Annotated in this window: 17 protein-coding genes and 1 pseudogene; 5 read left to right on the top strand and 13 right to left on the bottom strand. The window is 37.4% G+C overall.

The window, feature by feature from the left end:
- Positions 1–1,320 (top strand): cytochrome c, encoded by a 1,320-nt coding sequence (locus KDJ85_RS09970; protein ID WP_225819537.1) that lies wholly within the window; start codon positions 1–3, stop codon positions 1,318–1,320.
- A gap of 60 nt (positions 1,321–1,380) precedes the next feature.
- Here KDJ85_RS09970 and KDJ85_RS09965 read toward each other — a convergent pair whose 3' ends face one another.
- The 6 genes from KDJ85_RS09965 to KDJ85_RS09940 all read right to left on the bottom strand — a co-directional run bounded on the left by KDJ85_RS09965 (position 1,381) and on the right by KDJ85_RS09940 (position 7,854).
- Entirely contained in the window at positions 1,381–1,725 is a 345-nt protein-coding gene (locus KDJ85_RS09965; RefSeq protein WP_225819536.1) for a hypothetical protein, read from the bottom strand.
- A 214-nt stretch (positions 1,726–1,939) separates the two neighbouring features.
- Positions 1,940–2,110, bottom strand: coding sequence for a hypothetical protein (locus tag KDJ85_RS09960; protein WP_225819535.1), 171 nt, complete (start codon positions 2,108–2,110; stop codon positions 1,940–1,942).
- A gap of 241 nt (positions 2,111–2,351) precedes the next feature.
- The gene (locus tag KDJ85_RS09955) at positions 2,352–2,546 is read right to left on the bottom strand and encodes a hypothetical protein (RefSeq protein WP_225819534.1); all 195 of its coding nucleotides are present in this window, start codon (positions 2,544–2,546) and stop codon (positions 2,352–2,354) included.
- Between the two features lie 503 nt (positions 2,547–3,049).
- Positions 3,050–5,488 carry an AMP-binding protein gene (locus KDJ85_RS09950; RefSeq protein ID WP_225819533.1) on the bottom strand — a complete coding sequence of 813 codons (2,439 nt, stop codon included), beginning with the start codon at positions 5,486–5,488 and terminating at the stop codon, positions 3,050–3,052.
- Positions 5,485–6,840, bottom strand: coding sequence for an aminotransferase class I/II-fold pyridoxal phosphate-dependent enzyme (locus tag KDJ85_RS09945; RefSeq protein WP_225819532.1), 1,356 nt, complete (start codon positions 6,838–6,840; stop codon positions 5,485–5,487). Before KDJ85_RS09945 ends, KDJ85_RS09950 begins: the two co-directional genes overlap by 4 nt.
- 180 nt (positions 6,841–7,020) lie before the next feature.
- Positions 7,021–7,854 (bottom strand): LysR family transcriptional regulator, encoded by an 834-nt coding sequence (locus KDJ85_RS09940; protein WP_225819531.1) that lies wholly within the window; start codon positions 7,852–7,854, stop codon positions 7,021–7,023.
- A gap of 108 nt (positions 7,855–7,962) precedes the next feature.
- Here KDJ85_RS09940 and KDJ85_RS09935 point away from each other — a divergent pair, with 108 nt between their 5' ends.
- Both KDJ85_RS09935 and KDJ85_RS09930 read left to right on the top strand, forming a co-directional pair.
- Complete coding sequence (locus KDJ85_RS09935) at positions 7,963–8,556, top strand: isochorismatase family protein (RefSeq protein WP_225819530.1); 594 nt, start codon at positions 7,963–7,965, stop codon at positions 8,554–8,556.
- A gap of 420 nt (positions 8,557–8,976) precedes the next feature.
- A pseudogene (locus KDJ85_RS09930) lies at positions 8,977–9,114 on the top strand (IS3 family transposase); the annotation flags it as partial.
- Positions 9,115–9,204: 90 nt separating this feature from the next.
- Here KDJ85_RS09930 and KDJ85_RS19255 read toward each other — a convergent pair.
- Positions 9,205–9,396 carry a hypothetical protein gene (locus KDJ85_RS19255; RefSeq protein WP_338050592.1) on the bottom strand — a complete coding sequence of 64 codons (192 nt, stop codon included), beginning with the start codon at positions 9,394–9,396 and terminating at the stop codon, positions 9,205–9,207.
- Between the two features lie 269 nt (positions 9,397–9,665).
- On the opposite strand from KDJ85_RS19255, the gene mutS reads away from it, so the two are divergent.
- Complete coding sequence (mutS, locus tag KDJ85_RS09925) at positions 9,666–12,233, top strand: DNA mismatch repair protein MutS (protein ID WP_225819529.1); 2,568 nt, start codon at positions 9,666–9,668, stop codon at positions 12,231–12,233.
- 1 nt (position 12,234) lies between these two features.
- Complete coding sequence (miaE, locus tag KDJ85_RS09920; RefSeq protein ID WP_225819528.1) at positions 12,235–12,999, top strand: tRNA isopentenyl-2-thiomethyl-A-37 hydroxylase MiaE; 765 nt, start codon at positions 12,235–12,237, stop codon at positions 12,997–12,999.
- 79 nt (positions 13,000–13,078) lie between these two features.
- Here the strand turns inward: miaE and rpoS are convergent, their stop codons facing one another.
- The 6 genes from rpoS to ispF all read right to left on the bottom strand — a co-directional run bounded on the left by rpoS (position 13,079) and on the right by ispF (position 18,408).
- Complete coding sequence (rpoS, locus tag KDJ85_RS09915) at positions 13,079–14,065, bottom strand: RNA polymerase sigma factor RpoS (RefSeq protein ID WP_225819527.1); 987 nt, start codon at positions 14,063–14,065, stop codon at positions 13,079–13,081.
- A gap of 54 nt (positions 14,066–14,119) precedes the next feature.
- A complete protein-coding gene (nlpD, locus tag KDJ85_RS09910) occupies positions 14,120–15,196 on the bottom strand; it encodes a murein hydrolase activator NlpD (RefSeq protein WP_225819526.1) in 1,077 nt (358 codons plus the stop codon).
- A gap of 313 nt (positions 15,197–15,509) precedes the next feature.
- Entirely contained in the window at positions 15,510–16,136 is a 627-nt protein-coding gene (locus KDJ85_RS09905; protein WP_225819525.1) for a protein-L-isoaspartate(D-aspartate) O-methyltransferase, read from the bottom strand.
- Complete coding sequence (surE, locus tag KDJ85_RS09900; protein WP_225819524.1) at positions 16,133–16,894, bottom strand: 5'/3'-nucleotidase SurE; 762 nt, start codon at positions 16,892–16,894, stop codon at positions 16,133–16,135. The genes KDJ85_RS09905 and surE overlap by 4 nt, the downstream gene beginning before the upstream one ends.
- The gene (gene truD, locus KDJ85_RS09895) at positions 16,872–17,930 is read right to left on the bottom strand and encodes a tRNA pseudouridine(13) synthase TruD (RefSeq protein WP_225819523.1); all 1,059 of its coding nucleotides are present in this window, start codon (positions 17,928–17,930) and stop codon (positions 16,872–16,874) included. Before truD ends, surE begins: the two co-directional genes overlap by 23 nt.
- A complete protein-coding gene (ispF, locus tag KDJ85_RS09890) occupies positions 17,896–18,408 on the bottom strand; it encodes a 2-C-methyl-D-erythritol 2,4-cyclodiphosphate synthase (protein WP_225819522.1) in 513 nt (170 codons plus the stop codon). Before ispF ends, truD begins: the two co-directional genes overlap by 35 nt.
- Positions 18,409–18,412: the final 4 nt, after the last annotated feature.

Here is an 18,412-nt window from a genome sequence, read left to right as displayed (position 1 = left end):
ATGACTAACTCTCGTTCTATACGTAAAACGCTCTATATCATCATTCTACTATTTGTTGCACTGATGCTTGCAATCCTATTTGGTGCATTTCATACCTCCAGCATTGGCCCTGACTTAGACAAACCGCTCACCTCAGAAGAAGTCGCAAGGTTAATACCTCGCGGGCAAGAACTGGCTATTGCAGGGGATTGTTTTGGTTGCCACTCATTACCTGAGGGGCCTCTAGCCGCTGGCGGACGGGCTATCGGAACACCGTTTGGTACCATTTATTCCACTAATATCACCCCAGATAAACAATTCGGTATCGGTAACTATACGCGGGCCGATTTCCATCGTGCGCTCAAAGATGGCATTGGCAAAGAAAGGGGCAACCTCTACCCTGCAATGCCGTTTGTTTTCACACATATGACAACCTCAGAAGATATTGATGCCCTGTATGCGTATGTCATGACGTTGCCACCGATGGCCGTCCCCAATAAAGAAAATACGGGGGTATTTGTTTTACCTGTCCGTCCATTTATGAATTTTTGGACATTGCTTAATTTCCCAAAACAAAATGCCCCACATGATCCTCAACGCTCTGAGCAATGGAATCGAGGCGCTTATATTGTGGAAGGTCTCGCCCATTGCGGTGCCTGCCATTCTCCACGTAACTTTATGATGGGTGTTGAATTTTCTCGCTCATTACAAGGGGGGGAAGAAGCAGGTCTCGCAATCCCAGATATCACAGCACAAGCGTTATCTAAACATGGCTATGACACCGCGTCTTTAAGCCAGTTTCTACTGACGGGTAATGCACCTCAAGGCTCTGCATTTGCAGATATGAGCACTGTGACTCATTTTTCCACTAGCCAAATGAAAAAAAGCGATGTGGATGACATGGCGATTTACTTAATGACGGACAAGCAAGGAAAGGTATTAGGCGCTAAAGCTCCCCCCGCTCCATTACCAGAAGCCAGTAACCAGTCTACCGCGGATATTGGCGCAACAATGGAAACGGGTCGTTTGATGTATATGTCCACTTGCGCAGGTTGCCACGGCATTACAGGTGAAGGCGTACCGAATGGTATTCCAGCTTTAAAGGGCAATGCTATTTTAGCCATGGATAGCCCTGAAACCTTTATCAGCGTCGTATTAACAGGTATCCCGACAACCACATTCCCCAATGGGCAACGCATGTACGCCATGCCAAGCTTTGCCGATGATTTAGACCCAAAAGAAATCGCTGATTTGCTTTCATGGGCACGCGCCGAATGGGGTGGCCAAGGCAAGCCCGTTACCGCCGAACAAGTTGAAAAACTGAAAAAATCGATGCAATAACAAAAAAATGCCTCTTAAATTAAGGGGCGTTTTTTCACAAAATCAACAATACAGACATTATTATCCAGTATATCCTTTATTATTAATTAGAATTGTTGGCCTAACTTGCACATAATAATTATTTTCGGCACTATTCGCTTTTGGCCAAATGATCAATGCGCGTTCATCCTCAGTAATTGAAATTTTTGTTATTTCACTCAAATATAATGAAAGCAAGTCCGTATCTTCTTGCTTTAATATCAAGGAGACACAGCCTTCATAAGCCGTAAAGTAGAATAATAGACGAATATTCCCCTGTTTGAATTCATAGCCAAATGTCACTGCATCTTCAATATTTCGATGGATAGGCTCACTTTCAAAAAAACTTAAAAAATCAATTTCATCAGGGAGATCGATAAACGCCATATTATTAACCTCTCGTTTTAACTCACAATGGTCCCGTCCATTCAAGTTATGATTTTAATTCGTTTGGAACAAGCTCAAACAGCTTTTTAATCAAGGCTAAATTAGAGAAAGAAATGGGCTATTTTCGCGCTTACTCGACGGCAGTAAAAAATGTCCTGCAACCACTAAACTATGAACCAATGAAATATTGGATTAACGAAGCTTTAAAAAAAAATTAAATTGCTAATTTCAAATGTCCAAACTTTTCACGTTTCGTTTTCAATTCTTCCTCAAGACGACGAGGCTCCTGCCCTATTTCAATCGCTGTAGACGTTGTCACTGCACGAATAATTTGAATACGTGTTGGTTTTATATATGTTATTTCAACATTTTTATTACTTTCCATTTTAACCCTCATAAAATATAATCGCTGTTCCATAATATCAATAACCATACAAACTACAAACACTACATCTAAGCTGTATTACACAGACCTATTTTTTGAGACCCAAACTACAGCATGTAATCCTGTACCAACTAATCAAGGTAATACATAGTCACACTAAAATTTAATATGTTCTTATAGGAAAATATTAAATAGTGTTAATAACGGTAAATATCAACACTATTTATATAGCGAACTAAAATTAAGTTACAGGAATGCTTCTAGTTGAAAATTGTTCAATCCAATTGATTAAACTATCTAAATCATTCTCTATATCAGAAAGTTCTGGAAGAGTGTCGGGAAGCTCATTTGGTTGAGAATGTTCATAAACAGAGTAACGAGTCATTAAATCGTCAATCAGTTGACAATCAGCTGGTGTTATTTTAACAAGTTTCATAAGCTTATTTCCTGTCATCACACTACGACGAAATCTTACCACGACTTCATCCAGCAAGATCGTTTCTACACATCTCTCTACGATAATACGTAAATTACTACATAAGCTTTTAGCTTCACGATCATATGCATATTGATCTCCATCTTGATGAGCTTTCTTTAATAACCTTAACGAATCAGCCTTTAAGGTATAATGCCATATTTCTTGAATTCTTGCTCTAGAATAGCCAACTGACAGCCTTTAATATCATAATTGTACCCGTTGGCTAAACATGCCCATTTCATCTTACTGGGTAAATATTGAAATCCTGTGCTCACCTCAAAATAACGGCTGCCGAATAGCAATACATATTAGCAGAGAAATTACTGTAAATAAGACAAATAACTAAAGCCTATTGGCATATAGAGCTATTAATTGCGAAAGGTTTAAGAATAGTTAGAAAATGGCACTATGAAATAAATAAGTGCCATTTATATAGATGATTACAATAGCTAGAATTAAAATTATTTATTTAACAACCTAATAGCTAGATTATTAAATATAATTGCAAATATTGTAAGTAACATACCAATAATTTCAATGCTAGTGAATATAACACCATTAGTAAGCCCTATAATAAATGCTGTCACAGGTACTAAATTGATAAACAAAACACCATTAACAGGACCTAAAATTTCAATACCTTTATTCCATGCGAATACAGCAAAAACCCCCGCAATAACAATCAAGTAAATCAATTCATATTTAATTTCATAAACAACATTTAAATTAGGTATATCTATAATACGGAAGTAGTATAATATCATTGCAATTATAAAAATTGAAATAGCACCTAAAAAGCAGGATAAAGATGTATAGCGAAGTACAGAATACCCATTAATATAACTAGCACCAATAGTATAAGTAACCCAACAAAATGCACCCAATAAAATTATTATCCCAGCAAATAAATTACCATCGGAAATACTAGATAAACTTCCTTTAGTTATAACTAGAAAAACCCCAAAAAAAGCTAGTAATATCGATACTATTGTAATTTTGTGAGGTTTTTTATTTTTTAATACCCATAACATTATTGCTGTCAATAGTGGCATAAGAGCCATGATTATAGCCCCATGTTCCGCTTTTGTCATCGATAACCCTGCAAAGGCTAAAATACTAAATCCAGCAAATCCAAGAGTTCCAAAAAACCAAAGCTTCCAAAAATTTTTATCTGGAATGATAGACTTTATCCCCTCTTTAAATAATAAAATCACAATAAATATTAATGATGCAATACCATAACGAATCAATGTAATATTAACTGCATCTGTATATTTTAGAGCATTTTTGGTAATAGGAAACATAGCCCCCCATGATGCGGCTGTAAGTATTAATAATATAATACCAATAATAAATTTAAAAAATGAATTAGATTTAAAACTTACATTATTATCGCTATTAACCACAACGGTATCTTTTAACTTATTGATTAGCTCTTTATTGATAACTTTTCCTGATGGCGAATACGGAACCTTATCTATTTTTTTAATAATAGATATTTTCACTTTATTCTTTTTAAGAATCATTTTAATATCATCTTCAATATCTGGTATATTAAAAAACTCACCATCATCTAAAACATAAACACAAATAAAATAGCCTGATTTACTTTCATCAGGAATTACAGCACAATCAGATACGCAATTAATATGTTCAATTTCATTTTGAATTGAATAGAGATCATGGCTTGTTTCACCTTGTGTTCTATTTGATAAAAATAAATATCCTTGCTCATCAATATAGCCAGTTTCAGGTGTTATCAAATATTCTACTTTATTATGTAAAAAGCATTGCTTATTTGAAGCTTTATAATCGTCCATATTCATGTAGCTATGAATAGCAACTCTACCCTTTGAATATGGATTAAGTACATTATTATTTTTATCTAAAATGATAATTTTATTTCCATCATATGGCTTGCCAACACTAGCGGGTTTACTTAATAGATCTTCAGGTTCCGCTATTGTATTAACACCAGTTTCAGTCGTACCATAATATTCATAAACAACGGGTCCAAGAGTACTAATTGCTTCAACTTTTGTTTCTGTAGTTAAATGCTTCCCACCTATAAGAATGAAATCAAGTTGGTTACAATTAACCCCAGATTTCTTGTAATCGCTAACAGCTGATTTTAATATTGTAGGAGTCATTGCTGAGGTCGTTATCTGCTCATTTATAATTAATGATGCAATCTTATCTGTCTTAGATGGATCTGCAATCACTAATGTTGCTCCTAAACTCATAAATAAACGGCTCCATCCATTACCTGCAGCATGATATAGAGGCATAGCAAGTAAATGTCGATCTTTAGAATTAAAGCCATACTTTAAAGTAAAATAAGAGAAACGTCTTAAATCAAATGAGCGACTTCGAATAGCTGCTTTTGGTACCCCTGACGTACCTGAAGTAAAAGAAATAGCATTAAATGGTCTAGAATAATCTCTTTCTTCAAAAGAAAACCCATGATCTTCTAATAATAAGTTATAATTTAATGTGCTTTCATAAAGACAATCTAAGTCAATTAAACCTCGATTAATTGAGTGCCCACTTAAATTTATATTATTTTTCACACAGAATGATGATGATATAACAAGAATTGAGCACTCACAAGCCTCAAGCATGCTTTCTATATTATTATTATTTTGAGTGTAATCAATTCCAATGAAAGGAACCTTTAGGGTAGCAAATACAGCAGCAAGATGTATAAGCTCATATCTATTTGGTGATATATAACAAACACTTTTTAGTTTTAAAATATCAGTCATATTAACAATATTAGCCAAAACTATAGAAACTTGCTCTTCAAGTTCACTCCATGTTATTCTCACATCATTATCAATTAAAGCATGATGGTTTTTCCTTGATACTTTAATTTCCTTTATTCTTTTTAATGGGATCATATAGCTTCCTTAACATATATCACAGACGTATTATCATTTTTATGTTTATTTATTTTTTCCAAATCTAAACTTGAAATACTTTGCCCTGGAAACACAATAGGTACACCAGGAGGGTAAGGAATAACATAACAATCACTTACGGAGTTTTCCTTTAAGTTTGAATTGCTTGCATTTATATTAACTTCAATATTTGCTAGCGATTCCATTAATGAGTTTAAACAAACATTTGTCACGCCATAATGAAAGTTTATTAATATGTGTTTACTGGAATATCTACTTACATAAATGCCATATTTATTAAATAAAATATCCCTCAATTCCTTTCCTGAAATTCCATTACATTTCAACCAGATTTTATTTGGGTCAAAAAAATAATAACCATTACTACTTGGTATATCATCCACATTAAATGCACTAAGTTTTTCTTCTATGAAAACTCTAAAACTCCTTACCAATTCTATAGCATTTTTAGAATGCCATTTCCCTTCATCTCTAGCATGATTAATTCCTAATTCGATACTAGCTAATATTGGATAGCTAGGGGATGTAGTATGTAATTTAAAATGCGATGTCTTTATAGAATTAATAATCTCACTATTACCAAAAACATGTATTAATCCTGACTGCCTGAGACTAAAAAATGACTTATGAGCTGATTGAATAATAATAAAATTCACCCTATATTTATTGCTTAAATTTTTAGCAACAACCAATGCACTTTTATCATGCATCTCTTGACTAAAATATGTCCAGCCCCCCCATGCCTCATCAATAATAATATTTTTAATTTTACTATTTTTTGATAAAATATTTGTTAACAATGGTTCTAAATCTAGCATAATTCCTTCATACGACTGGCTATTTAGAATTAATGTATCAATATCTTCATTTATCAAAGAACTTAATTTATTTAAATTTATAATTGTCATCGCCCTATCTTGACACAATTCACTCTCATCAATATAAGTGAAATTTTTACCTGTCATTTTTAAAAAAAAATGAATACTCTGATGAACGCTTTTCTGAACTAAAATTTTAGATTTTATAGGTAGTGAGCTTATTGCTATTTGATTAGAAATAGTAGATCCAGATGTTGTGAATAAGGTAAGGTCACTTTTAAATATTTCACGAGCAATATCCATAGCATTATTAATTTGATTTTTTGGGTAAACTAAAGAATCAAAAAATGGCTGGGTGACTGTTTTTTCAAAACATGAAAAATTATCCAAAAAACTCTTGTATTTCTCAAAATAAAAATCACTTCTTATTGCATTAATATTCTGTATCGGTAACACATGAAATGATGAAACAAACTTTGAGTCTAGTTCAATCAGCGAATTATATATAAACATACTAAAAAACCATTTTATTTAAGGTGAATTATTTTTAGTATACTTTGAGATTTAAGACAACCAGATTTTTTGCATACCCTTATGAATTTATAAAATTACTGAATCAAGAATTAATAGGTAGTCCATATCATCCTACCCATTAAAGTATTTATCACGATCTAAGATTAACTATTCCATTAACTATTTACTCTCATTAAGATTAGAAAAAATATTTTTAATCTCGTCTATAACAATTTTCCCTGATGTAATTTGGTTCATTCGATTCGATGCACATAGATATAAATTTTTGGTCATTACTCTTGGTTCTATAATTCTAACCGAATCAGTTATCAAGTATTCTGGTAATATACCAATAGCCATACCATTGATAATGGCAGCATATATAGCATTTAAGCTATTCACTTCCATAAAAACACTTTTACGTCCATACCTACTCAATAATACACTGTTTTCACTAAGATTTTTTAACTCGAAATTATAAATTATGATTTTATCTTCTTGTGTGTTTTTTAAGTAAGATTTAGAAGAGCATATATGATAATTAATACTTGTAAGAAATTCTCCATCTGCACTATTATCATCAAAAAATCTAATTGCAATATCGCATTCTTTTTTTATTATACTCTCTAGGTTAGGACTTAATAAAAAATTAACCTTTATTTGTGGATACTTTTTATATAACCCATTTAAATTTGGTATAATGATATCCTCACCAATCGATGCACTAGAAGAAACAGTAATTGTTTGCTTTAAATGCCCACCTGATACTATTTTTTCTTCTAAATCGCTTAGTGACAAGTTAATATCTAAAGCTTTTTGGTATAAAGCCTCCCCCTCATTTGTTGGATAATATTGATTATCTTTGAAATAAATTAATTTTTGTTTCAACGAATGTTCAAGTCTTTCAATTCTACGACAAACGGTTACATAATTTACATTCAATTTTTTAGCTGCAGCTGATGCTGTTTTGTTTTCTATTAATGATATTAAAAATCTCAAATCATCCCAATTCATGTACTCAACCCTCCATATAAATGCATATACCATATGCAATCTATCAGCTTTATCAACGCATAAGATAATTATATATTGATACCGAAAGACTTCAAAAGGAAATCACTAATGACTAAAACATTATTACAGCTAGCGGGTGCTAGTAAGAAAATATTAGATTTAAAAAATGCAAACGTATTACTTGTTGATATGCAGAATCAATATTTTTCAAGTGACCTTAATTTAGGAAAAAATGGGAAGAATGCAGTTAGTAATGCTAAAAAATTCATAGATTTCGCTAGAAAAAACCAAGTTGGTATATTTCATGTTGTACATATAGGTGGTGAAAATGCTAATTTATTTAATCCAAACAATAATGATGTAAAAATTATTGATGAACTAACACCACATCATGATGAAGAAATAATAGAAAAAAGTTTGCCAAATTCGTTTCACAAAACTAATCTTTTTGACTTACTTCAACTCACAGGTAAAAAGCAATTAATTATTATGGGTTTTGCCAGTCACATGTGTATAACTGCAACTACAATAGCTTCATTTGAGCTAGGTTTTGATAATTTCATTTTATCAGATTGTTGTGCAACTCGTGATTTACCTTTTTTTGATCAAATAATTAATTCAGAAGTTATGCATAAATCATCTATGGCCTTACTTGGTGATCGCTATGCAACACTAACAAACTCTACAGAAATTATTAATTAGCTTCATAAGCTAAGAAAATTTTAACATTCCAAATAGCAATATATAAAAAATATATTGCTATTTCCTCTATCAAAATCCGGCCCTAAAAATTATTTTTTTAAATATCAATAGGTATATTCACGCCCACTCCAAAAATGCAATAAACGCCTGTTTTTATTAATAACTGAAAGTAGAAGGGGACAAAGTTTTTCTCTCGCGCTTTCTGCTATAGCAATACCCACATAATAAAACTGTAGTAGTAAGAAATGAATCGATATTAGTAACCCTATTGTTGAGGTCTTATTTAACCACTTTATAATACGATAGTGAAATTCGGTTTCTAGATTACCCTTTTTATCTTAATAAATTCATTCGAGTTATTAATATATGTACCGTGTTTTTTATTGATAGCTGGAAATATTGATGTGGAAAGAGAATGAAAGAATAGAAGCACGAATGGATACTTTTGAGTATATCAAAATGTTCTACAACGTTAAACGCAGGCACGGCTTCACTCATCAACAACCGCCTGTAGAGTATGAAAAATGGTATAACAAAAAACTAGTTAGTGTCTACTGAATTGCTGGCTATTCAGTTGTTCTTGTTTTTTATCTTGCTTTTCTCCTTTTAACTCAGTGTCAGAGCATCACTCTAATTGCTGCAATTTTTTCACTCTTGTAACTTAACTCTCGCTTCACTTAATGAAGTTTGAGGAAAATTACTGATCTTTAGCTGTACAAGTTTATGTGTAACTGGGCTACTATAACGGTAGAAAAATATCTTAATGCCTGTTGCGCCACGAAATACACGTAAACCCGTATTTTCACCTGTATCAGACCTATCTCTACTGTTAGGTTTCATTGCCTCAATGGCTTTCGTTAATAAGGGTTTTTCTGGCTGCTTTTGGCTTATAATTGTTACCTTGTTTAGCGCTGACTATAAGATAATTAAAGATTTTTAGTGAAAATTGTAGGTTGTCAGTATTGTTATGTTATATACCACCTTATCGCCACCAACAGCCTACACTTAAATATGGGATTCTGTGATATTTTATAAGATATAATGAGATCTTATGAGACAATAAAAAACATAGAATCAAGTTAATTCAATAAGTTAATATAGATAACCCCATGACAGACAGCCAAAATTTCGAATCCCACACACCAATGATGCAGCAGTATTTAAAACTAAAAGCACAACATTCAGACATACTGCTGTTTTATCGTATGGGGGACTTTTACGAACTGTTCTTTGATGATGCTAAAAAAGCCTCTCAATTACTGGACATCTCCCTAACAAAACGTGGGCAATCCGCGGGTCAACCCATTCCGATGGCGGGTGTACCACACCATGCTGCCGAAGGTTACCTCGCCAAACTGGTGCAGATGGGCGAATCTGTCGCGATTTGCGAACAAATTGGCGACCCTGCGACCAGTAAAGGCCCCGTTGAGCGCCAAGTGGTTCGCATTGTCACACCAGGCACCATCACCGATGAAGCATTATTAAATGAACGCCAAGACAACCTACTTGCCGCAGTATGGCAAGATGCTCAAGGTTACGGCTTTGCCACACTAGATATCACGTCAGGCCGCTTTATTATCAGTGAAATCGCTGATGAAGAAGCCTTGCAAGCCGAGTTACAGCGTACGCGCCCTGCCGAGCTTCTGTACCCAGAAGATTTCGCCAGTATGTCCTTGATTGAACATAATAAAGGCTTACGTCGCCGTCCATTATGGGAATACGAACTGGATACGGCAAAACAACAGCTTGGATTGCAATTTGGCACCAAAGATTTAATCGGTTTTGGCGTAGAAAATGCCCATAAAGCCCTACGTGCTGCGGGTTGTTTACTGCAGTATGTCAAAGATACCCAACGCACTTCGCTACCGCATATTCGCAGTATTGTGATGGAAAAACAAAATGATAATGTCATTTTGGATGCGGCAACGCGCCGTAATCTAGAAATCACCCAAAACCTTGCGGGTGGCACTGAAAATACACTCGCCTCTATTTTAGACATGTGCGTAACACCAATGGGTAGCCGCATGCTAAAACGCTGGTTACATACCCCACTGCGTAATATCCAAGTATTGAATAACCGCCAGCAAGCAATTAGCGCTTTGCAGGAACAAGGTTTTGAACTACAACCGTTTTTACGCCAAATTGGTGACTTAGAACGCGTTCTTGCTCGCCTTGCACTACGTTCTGCGCGACCACGTGATTTAACTCGTATGCGTCATGCATTCCAGCAATATAGCGATATTCATCAAATTCTTAGCCAATCCAGTAGCCCGTATTTAAAAGAACTACAAAGCCGAATTGGGCAATTTGATGAACTACAAAGTTTATTGGAAACCGCTATTATCGATGCTCCCCCTGTATTAGTACGTGACGGTGGTGTGATTGCCCCAGGTTACAATAGCGAACTCGATGAATGGCGTGCTTTGGCCGATGGCGCGACAGATTACCTCGATCGGTTAGAAATTCGCGAACGCGAAAAATTAGGTATCGACACCTTAAAAGTCGGTTATAACGCGGTTCATGGTTATTATATCCAAGTCAGCCGCGGCCAAAGTCATCTAACGCCAATCCACTATGTACGTCGCCAAACTTTAAAAAATGCTGAGCGCTACATTATTCCTGAGCTCAAAGAGTATGAAGATAAGGTTCTAACCTCTAAAGGGAAAGCATTAGCTATCGAAAAAGCGCTGTATGACGAACTGTTTGATATGCTACTTCCACACCTTGCTGCGTTACAAACCAGTGCAGAGGCATTATCAGAACTCGATGTCTTAACCAACCTTGCTGAACGCGCAGAAACATTAAGTTATGCCTGCCCACAACTCACTGAAAAAGCAGGTATTCAAATTACAGAAGGCCGTCATCCTGTCGTTGAACAAGTATTAAGTGAGCCGTTTATTTCCAACCCGCTTTCATTATCCCCACAGCGCCGTTTGTTGATCATCACAGGGCCAAACATGGGCGGTAAAAGTACCTATATGCGTCAAACTGCACTAATTACCTTGCTTGCCTATATCGGTAGCTTTGTGCCCGCTAGCAAAGCGGTTATTGGCCCAATTGATCGTATTTTTACTCGTGTAGGTGCCTCGGATGATCTTGCTTCTGGTCGTTCAACATTCATGGTGGAAATGACTGAAACTGCCAATATTTTGCATAATGCAACCGAACACAGCTTGGTCTTGATGGATGAGATCGGTCGTGGTACTTCAACGTATGACGGGCTTTCTCTTGCATGGGCTTGTGCTGAAAACTTAGTCAATAAAATCAAAGCAATGACATTGTTCGCAACCCATTATTTTGAGCTAACAACCTTACCTGAAAAATTGGAAGGTGCTGTAAATATCCATCTTGATGCCATTGAGCACGGTGATACCATCGCCTTTATGCACAATGTTCAAGAAGGTGCAGCCAGTAAAAGCTATGGCCTTGCCGTTGCTTCATTAGCGGGTGTACCTAAAGAGGTGATTAAACGCGCCAAGCAAAAACTAAAAGAACTAGAGATTATCTCAAATAATGCCAATGCGAGTCATGTCGATAGCGCACAACTGAGTTTCTTAACAACGGAAGAGGCAGAACCCTCTCCAGTGTTAACTACACTGGATGGCATTGACCCAGATAAGCTGACACCTCGCCAAGCCCTTGATTGGATTTATCGTTTAAAGGATATGAATAACTAACATGGATGAGTATGCGGCGTTACTCGCACCAATTCGGCAATTTTTACAATGTGAAACCCCAGATGAATGGGTGCAAAAAGCGAGTCAGCCTGAAAACTTACCGATTATCCTTAAAGACCACTTATTGTGTGAGTTAAAAGCCGCGCAAAGTGCTCTATTTTTAATCCGTAAATATGCTGTGGATAAAGACAGTGCGGCTACGTTACTCGAATGGTTTAAACCCTATGAGGCTTTTGCTTACGATAGAATTGGTGATGTTCACACTCTAAGAAATAAAAACCAGATTTCCAAACAAATACTGGCGCGTAAGCAATCGCCTTACAGCCAAAATTTAATCGATAAAATGGTGCTGCTAATCAAAGAAGAGCTCCATCATTTTTACCAAGTGTTGGAAATCATGCACGAGCGTAATATTCCTTATGATGGCATCACAGCAGGGCGTTATGCCAAAGGATTATTTAGCCATATCGATCCGCACGATCCAAAAACTTTAATCGATAAGCTAATTATTGGTGCTTATATTGAAGCACGTTCTTGTGAACGATTCGCAAAATTAGCCCCTTATTTAGATGAACAACTGGCTAATTTTTATATTTCATTATTACGTTCAGAAGCTCGACATTACCAAGACTATTTGCAGTTAGCTCAGTTAATTAGTAAACAAGATATTACCGAGCGTGTTAATTATTTTGGAATCATTGAAGCTGAATTAATTTCAACGCCTGATAATGATTTTAAATTTCATAGCGGTGTTCCCATTAATTAACGCTATTTCTAGTCCATAAAAAATCCCTATAAACTTTCACTTATAGGGATTTTTATTTATCTTTTATCTCATTAACACTTTACATATTGAATAGCGACTCTAATGTCAGATCTTCGCCATGTAAAATATCTTTTAACCGTCTTAAACCTTCCACCTGAATCTGACGAACTCGTTCACGAGTGAGCCCAATTTCGCGCCCAACCTCTTCAAGAGTTTCTGCTTCATAACCTAAAAGCCCAAAACGACGTGCTAAAACCTCCCTTTGTTTTGGGTTCAATTCATATAACCACTTAACAATATTATCTTTTAAGTCGTTGTCTTGAATTGTATTTTCTGGACCTGAATCATTATCATCAGACAATACCTCAAGCAAAGATTTCTCTGAGTCCCCTGCAATTGGAGTATCAACAGATGTAATTCGTTCATTTAAACGCAACATACGGCTGACGTCTTCAACAGGTTTATCTAGCTGTTCAGCGATCTCTTCAGGGCTTGGCTCATGGTCCAATTTCTGGGCTAATTCACGTGCAGTACGAAGGTAGATATTGAGTTCTTTTACGATATGAATAGGAAGGCGAATGGTTCGGGTTTGATTCATAATCGCACGTTCAATCGTTTGACGGATCCACCACGTCGCATACGTCGAAAAACGGAATCCTTTTTCTGGATCAAATTTTTCAACAGCACGAATCAACCCAAGGTTCCCCTCTTCAATCAGATCGAGTAAGGCAAGGCCTCGGTTATTATAGCGGCGAGATATTTTCACAACTAAGCGAAGGTTACTTTCTATCATGCGCTGGCGTGAAGCTACATCGCCACGCAGTGCACGTCTAGCATAGAAAACTTCTTCTTCTGCTGTGAGGAGTGGTGAAAACCCAATTTCACTTAGATAGATTTGGGTAGCATCCAGAACACGTTGGCTCGTGTTCTGGAGTAAATCCATTTCTTCATCCTGTTCAGAAACCAGATCTTCTTCTTTAAACTGACTTTCATCAAAAGCGTCGTCTAAATTGCTTTCGTCAAGGTCATTATATAACTCGTTAACTTTCAGCGAACTTTGGCTCATCAGTGACTCCTACCCTAGATAATGCGGACAGAATGTCAAAGCATTCTGCCCAGTTTATCGTTGCGGTAAATAACGCAACGGGTTTACTGATTTTCCCTTGTAACGAATTTCAAAGTGTAGTCTAACTGAACTTGTACCAGTACTACCCATCGTAGCTATTTTCTGACCTTCAGTTACATCCTGTTGATCGCGCACAAGCAACGTATCGTTGTGTGCGTAAGCACTCAAGTAGTCATCGTTATGTTTTATAATTATTAGATTTCCATATCCACGCAAAGCATTACCTGCGTAAACGACTTTTCCTGGCGCAGAAGCGAGCACAGACTGACCTCGGGAACCGGCAATATCCACCCCTTTGTTCCCGCCTTGGGCATCAGAGAAACCTTCAATCATTTTCCCTTCTGCTGGCCAACGCCACTTTATTGACGAATTATTTGTGCCACTTGCTGCTGTAGAAGCAGTTGATGCAGTAGTCGTATTCGTTGTTGTTGTAGAAACTTGCGTTGCAGGTTTTCTATTATTTGGCAACATCTTACCCGAAGTTTGACCACCACTGTTTGCAGGATACTCATTAGTTGTTCGGAGATCAACTGGTTGCTGATGACTATTTGATGAATTTGACGCCAATTGCGTGCTCGAGTTCACATTTGTATTACCAATATTAATTACCTGACCTACATTTAAGCTATATGGTTCAGGTATATTGTTTTTCGATGCTAACTCGCGGAAATCATTACCCGTTATATACGCGATATAAAATAATGTATCGCCACGCTGAACAGTATAGCTATTTCCACTATAACTGCCTTTTGGAATACTGCCATAATCACGGTTATAAACAATACGACCATCGCTGCTTGTATTTACAGGTGTTGAAGTACGGTTTATCGGCTGATTATTCGTATTACTCGATAAGTTTGGACGTGATGACGGCATCGCCGTACTCATCCCTGTGCTGTTTGACGCAGTAGATGTTGTCCTTTGAGCCACTGGCTGACGCGATTGGCTATCATTCACACTCGAAATAGGTGCTGCTGGATGATATGGCGTAGAACACCCTGCCAATAGCGCTCCGCTAAATGAAAAGATGACTGCCCATCGAATTCTGCTTATAGGGCTAACAATTTTCATGCTTCTTCTCCCGTGAAGAAAAATCTGACGCGACAATTCAGTTTTATGTCAGTAATAGAGTTACCATAAAATATTTCACTTATTAAAGCAGAAATACAAAATAGTGAACAAGTTAAATATATCAAAAAGATAACAATTTGAGATTATGACTTAATAGTTTAAGCCACTGATTCAATTTTAGATGGGTAAAATATCATATTTGGAATAGTTTTACTTCTATTTGAGTTAGTAAAACTTTTGCAATAGCATTTTATTTAACATTATTATAAAAAATCAATCCGTTTTATAATGCAGAAATACCATTGCAAATAAATTAAAGCAGTTCACCCGCAATAAGAGGCACAAAACGCACTTTTTCAATGACGTTTGCATGATAATCATTTCCCCGTCGAGTAATTAACTTCAGGGATTGTTCTTTATCCCCAACAGGTAATACCATTCGACCACCATCTTTTAATTGCCCTAACAACGGAGTCGGAATTTCTGTTGGTGCTGCGGTAACAATAATGGCATCAAATGGCCCCTTGGATTGCCACCCTTCCCAACCGTCACCATGGCGAGTAGACACATTATGCAGATCCAGCTGTTTCAGCCGACGTTTAGCTGTCCATTGTAGACTTTTAACACGCTCAACCGAAAACACATGGTGTACGAGATGCGCTAATACCGCAGTTTGGTACCCCGAACCTGTACCGATTTCCAGCACATTATCATTCGGAGCTAACGACAATAACGCCGTCATTTTTGCTACAATATACGGCTGTGAAATAGTTTGCCCATGACCAATTGGTAACGGAATATTATCGTAGGCTTTATGTGAGAGCGCTTCGTCCACAAACCGTTCACGAGGAACCTGTGAAATTGCATCCAATAGGCGCTCATCGTGAATTCCCTGTTGGCGTAACTGTGCCAAAAGTTCTTTCATGAGCCCTGTTTTCATTTTACTGTCACTCCTGATTTTTCCAACCACTCTTCGACCAATGTATGCGCTTTATACGCCGTTAAGTCGACTTGTAATGGCGTAATGGAAACATAACCATTTTGAACGGCTTCAAAGTCTGTCCCTGGCCCTGCATCGCGAATTTCCCCAACAGGCCCTAACCAGTACAGCATATTTCCTTTAGGATCTTCAAGATTATACACTTCCGATGCCGCGTGGCGGCTACCACAACGCGTGACTTTAATCCCCTTAATTTCTTCATAAGGGATATCAGGCACATTGATATTCAAGATATTTCCTGCGCGTAATGGGTTCTTTTGTAGCATCGCGAGAATATCACAAGTCACTTTTGCCGCCGCTTCATAATGGGTTTCACCATCTAGCGAAACGGCTATCGACGGCAACCCTAAATGACGGCCTTCCGTTGCTGCTGCCACCGTGCCTGAATAAATCACGTCATCACCCAAATTAGGGCCGCAGTTAATCCCCGATACCACAATATCAGGGCGCGGACGAACGACTTTATTCACGCCAATATAGACACAGTCAGTCGGCGTCCCTTCTTGGACCGAAAGATCGCCGTTACTTAATGTTTGAATTTTTAGCGGTCTATCTAATGTAAGTGCATTAGACGCACCACTGCGATTACGATCAGGCGCAATCACTTGAACATGATAATACTGGCGTAGTGCTGCCGCAAGCATTTGAATTCCTGGAGCATTCACACCATCGTCATTACTCAATAAAATCTTTAGCATCGACATTATCCTGCCCATTTTGATTAATAATTTCTCGTACCACGCTAGTAGCAAAACAACCTGAGTTCAAGAAGAACACCAGTTTTACTGTCGAATCATCCAACCATTGCCATGAAAAATTTTGCGGTTTAGCAATAACCGCACGCCTAACTGGCGAAACACGTTCGCGTTGCATCAGTGGGATAAAGGCTTGATATTCAGTTAAACATGCCGTTTCGAATGCCAGTGCGTCATCTTGTGTGCCTAACTCACCATCTCCAGGTAAAGGTGCGGTGACACTCAACTCTGATGATAGCAAACGGCTTTGCAATGATGGAAGTTCTTCTTGCGTTGCCACAAACCAACTACCACGCCCTGTTAATTGCAGTGCATCACCCAACAGCACTTGCTGCTGGGTTCCTTGGGCAATTCGCTCGCTCGCCACATGATTAAACATCGCACTGCGTGCCGCAGACAAATAAAAACTGCGTTTATTGCGTTCGCGAACTTGAATTTCTTGGTTAGCCCAGCGCAAAGCTTGTGTTAAATTTTGCCCATCACGCCCAAAACGCTGCTCACCAAAGTAATTTGGCACACCCGAAGTGGCGATTTTTTGCATACGCTGCTCAACATCATCGGCATTTGAAATATCACGCAATGTGATTTCAAATTGATTTCCCTTCAGGGAACCAATACGTAATTTACGCTTTTGTCGCGTCACAGCAAGCACGCGGCACCCCTCTAATTGCCACGCTGAGAAATCAGGTGTGTCTTTGCCTGGCATTTGCAAGCAAAACCACTGTTCGGTCACCGCATGTCTATCTTTTAAGCCTGCATAGCTAACAACACGGGCTGAAATTTTGGCAAATTTGGCAAGTTGCTCTGCCACAAACAGCGTATTACAGCCTGTTTTTTCTACGCGCACCATCACGTGCTCGCCTTCGCCATCTAACTCGAAGCCTAGATCTTCTTTAACAATAAAATCTTCAGGAATACTTTTTAATGTCCCTGAAGATAGAGGTTTACCATGCAGGTACTGAACATTCATTGCTTTCATTACTATTATCTTTCACTAAAAGGACAACGGCGGCACACGCGATGCCTTCTTTACGACCCACAAAACCTAATTGCTCTGTTGTTGTCGCTTTTGCATTCACATCATCCATATGACATTCTAAGTCTTCAGCAATATTCACACGCATTTGCGGAATATGAGGCAGCATTTTCGGGGCTTGCGCCATAATGGTGATATCGATATTACCAATACGATAGCCTTTAGAACGCACGTGGCAAAAGGCTTCTCTTAATAAAACACGGCTGTCCGCCCCTTTAAATGCGGGGTCAGTATCAGGGAATAATTTTCCAATATCCCCCAGTGCCGCAGCGCCTAAAATAGCGTCCGTTAACGCATGTAACACCACATCACCATCTGAATGAGCCAGCAAACCTTGCTCGTAGGGAATACGCACGCCGCCAATTACGATAGGGCCTTCGCCACCAAATTTGTGTACGTCAAAACCGTGTCCGATTCTCATTATT

The sequence above is a fragment of the Providencia vermicola genome (assembly GCF_020381325.1).
Taxonomy (GTDB): domain Bacteria; phylum Pseudomonadota; class Gammaproteobacteria; order Enterobacterales; family Enterobacteriaceae; genus Providencia; species Providencia vermicola.
Note: the sequence above shows the minus strand (reverse complement) of the source record. Positions and strands in the feature narration are given on the sequence as shown.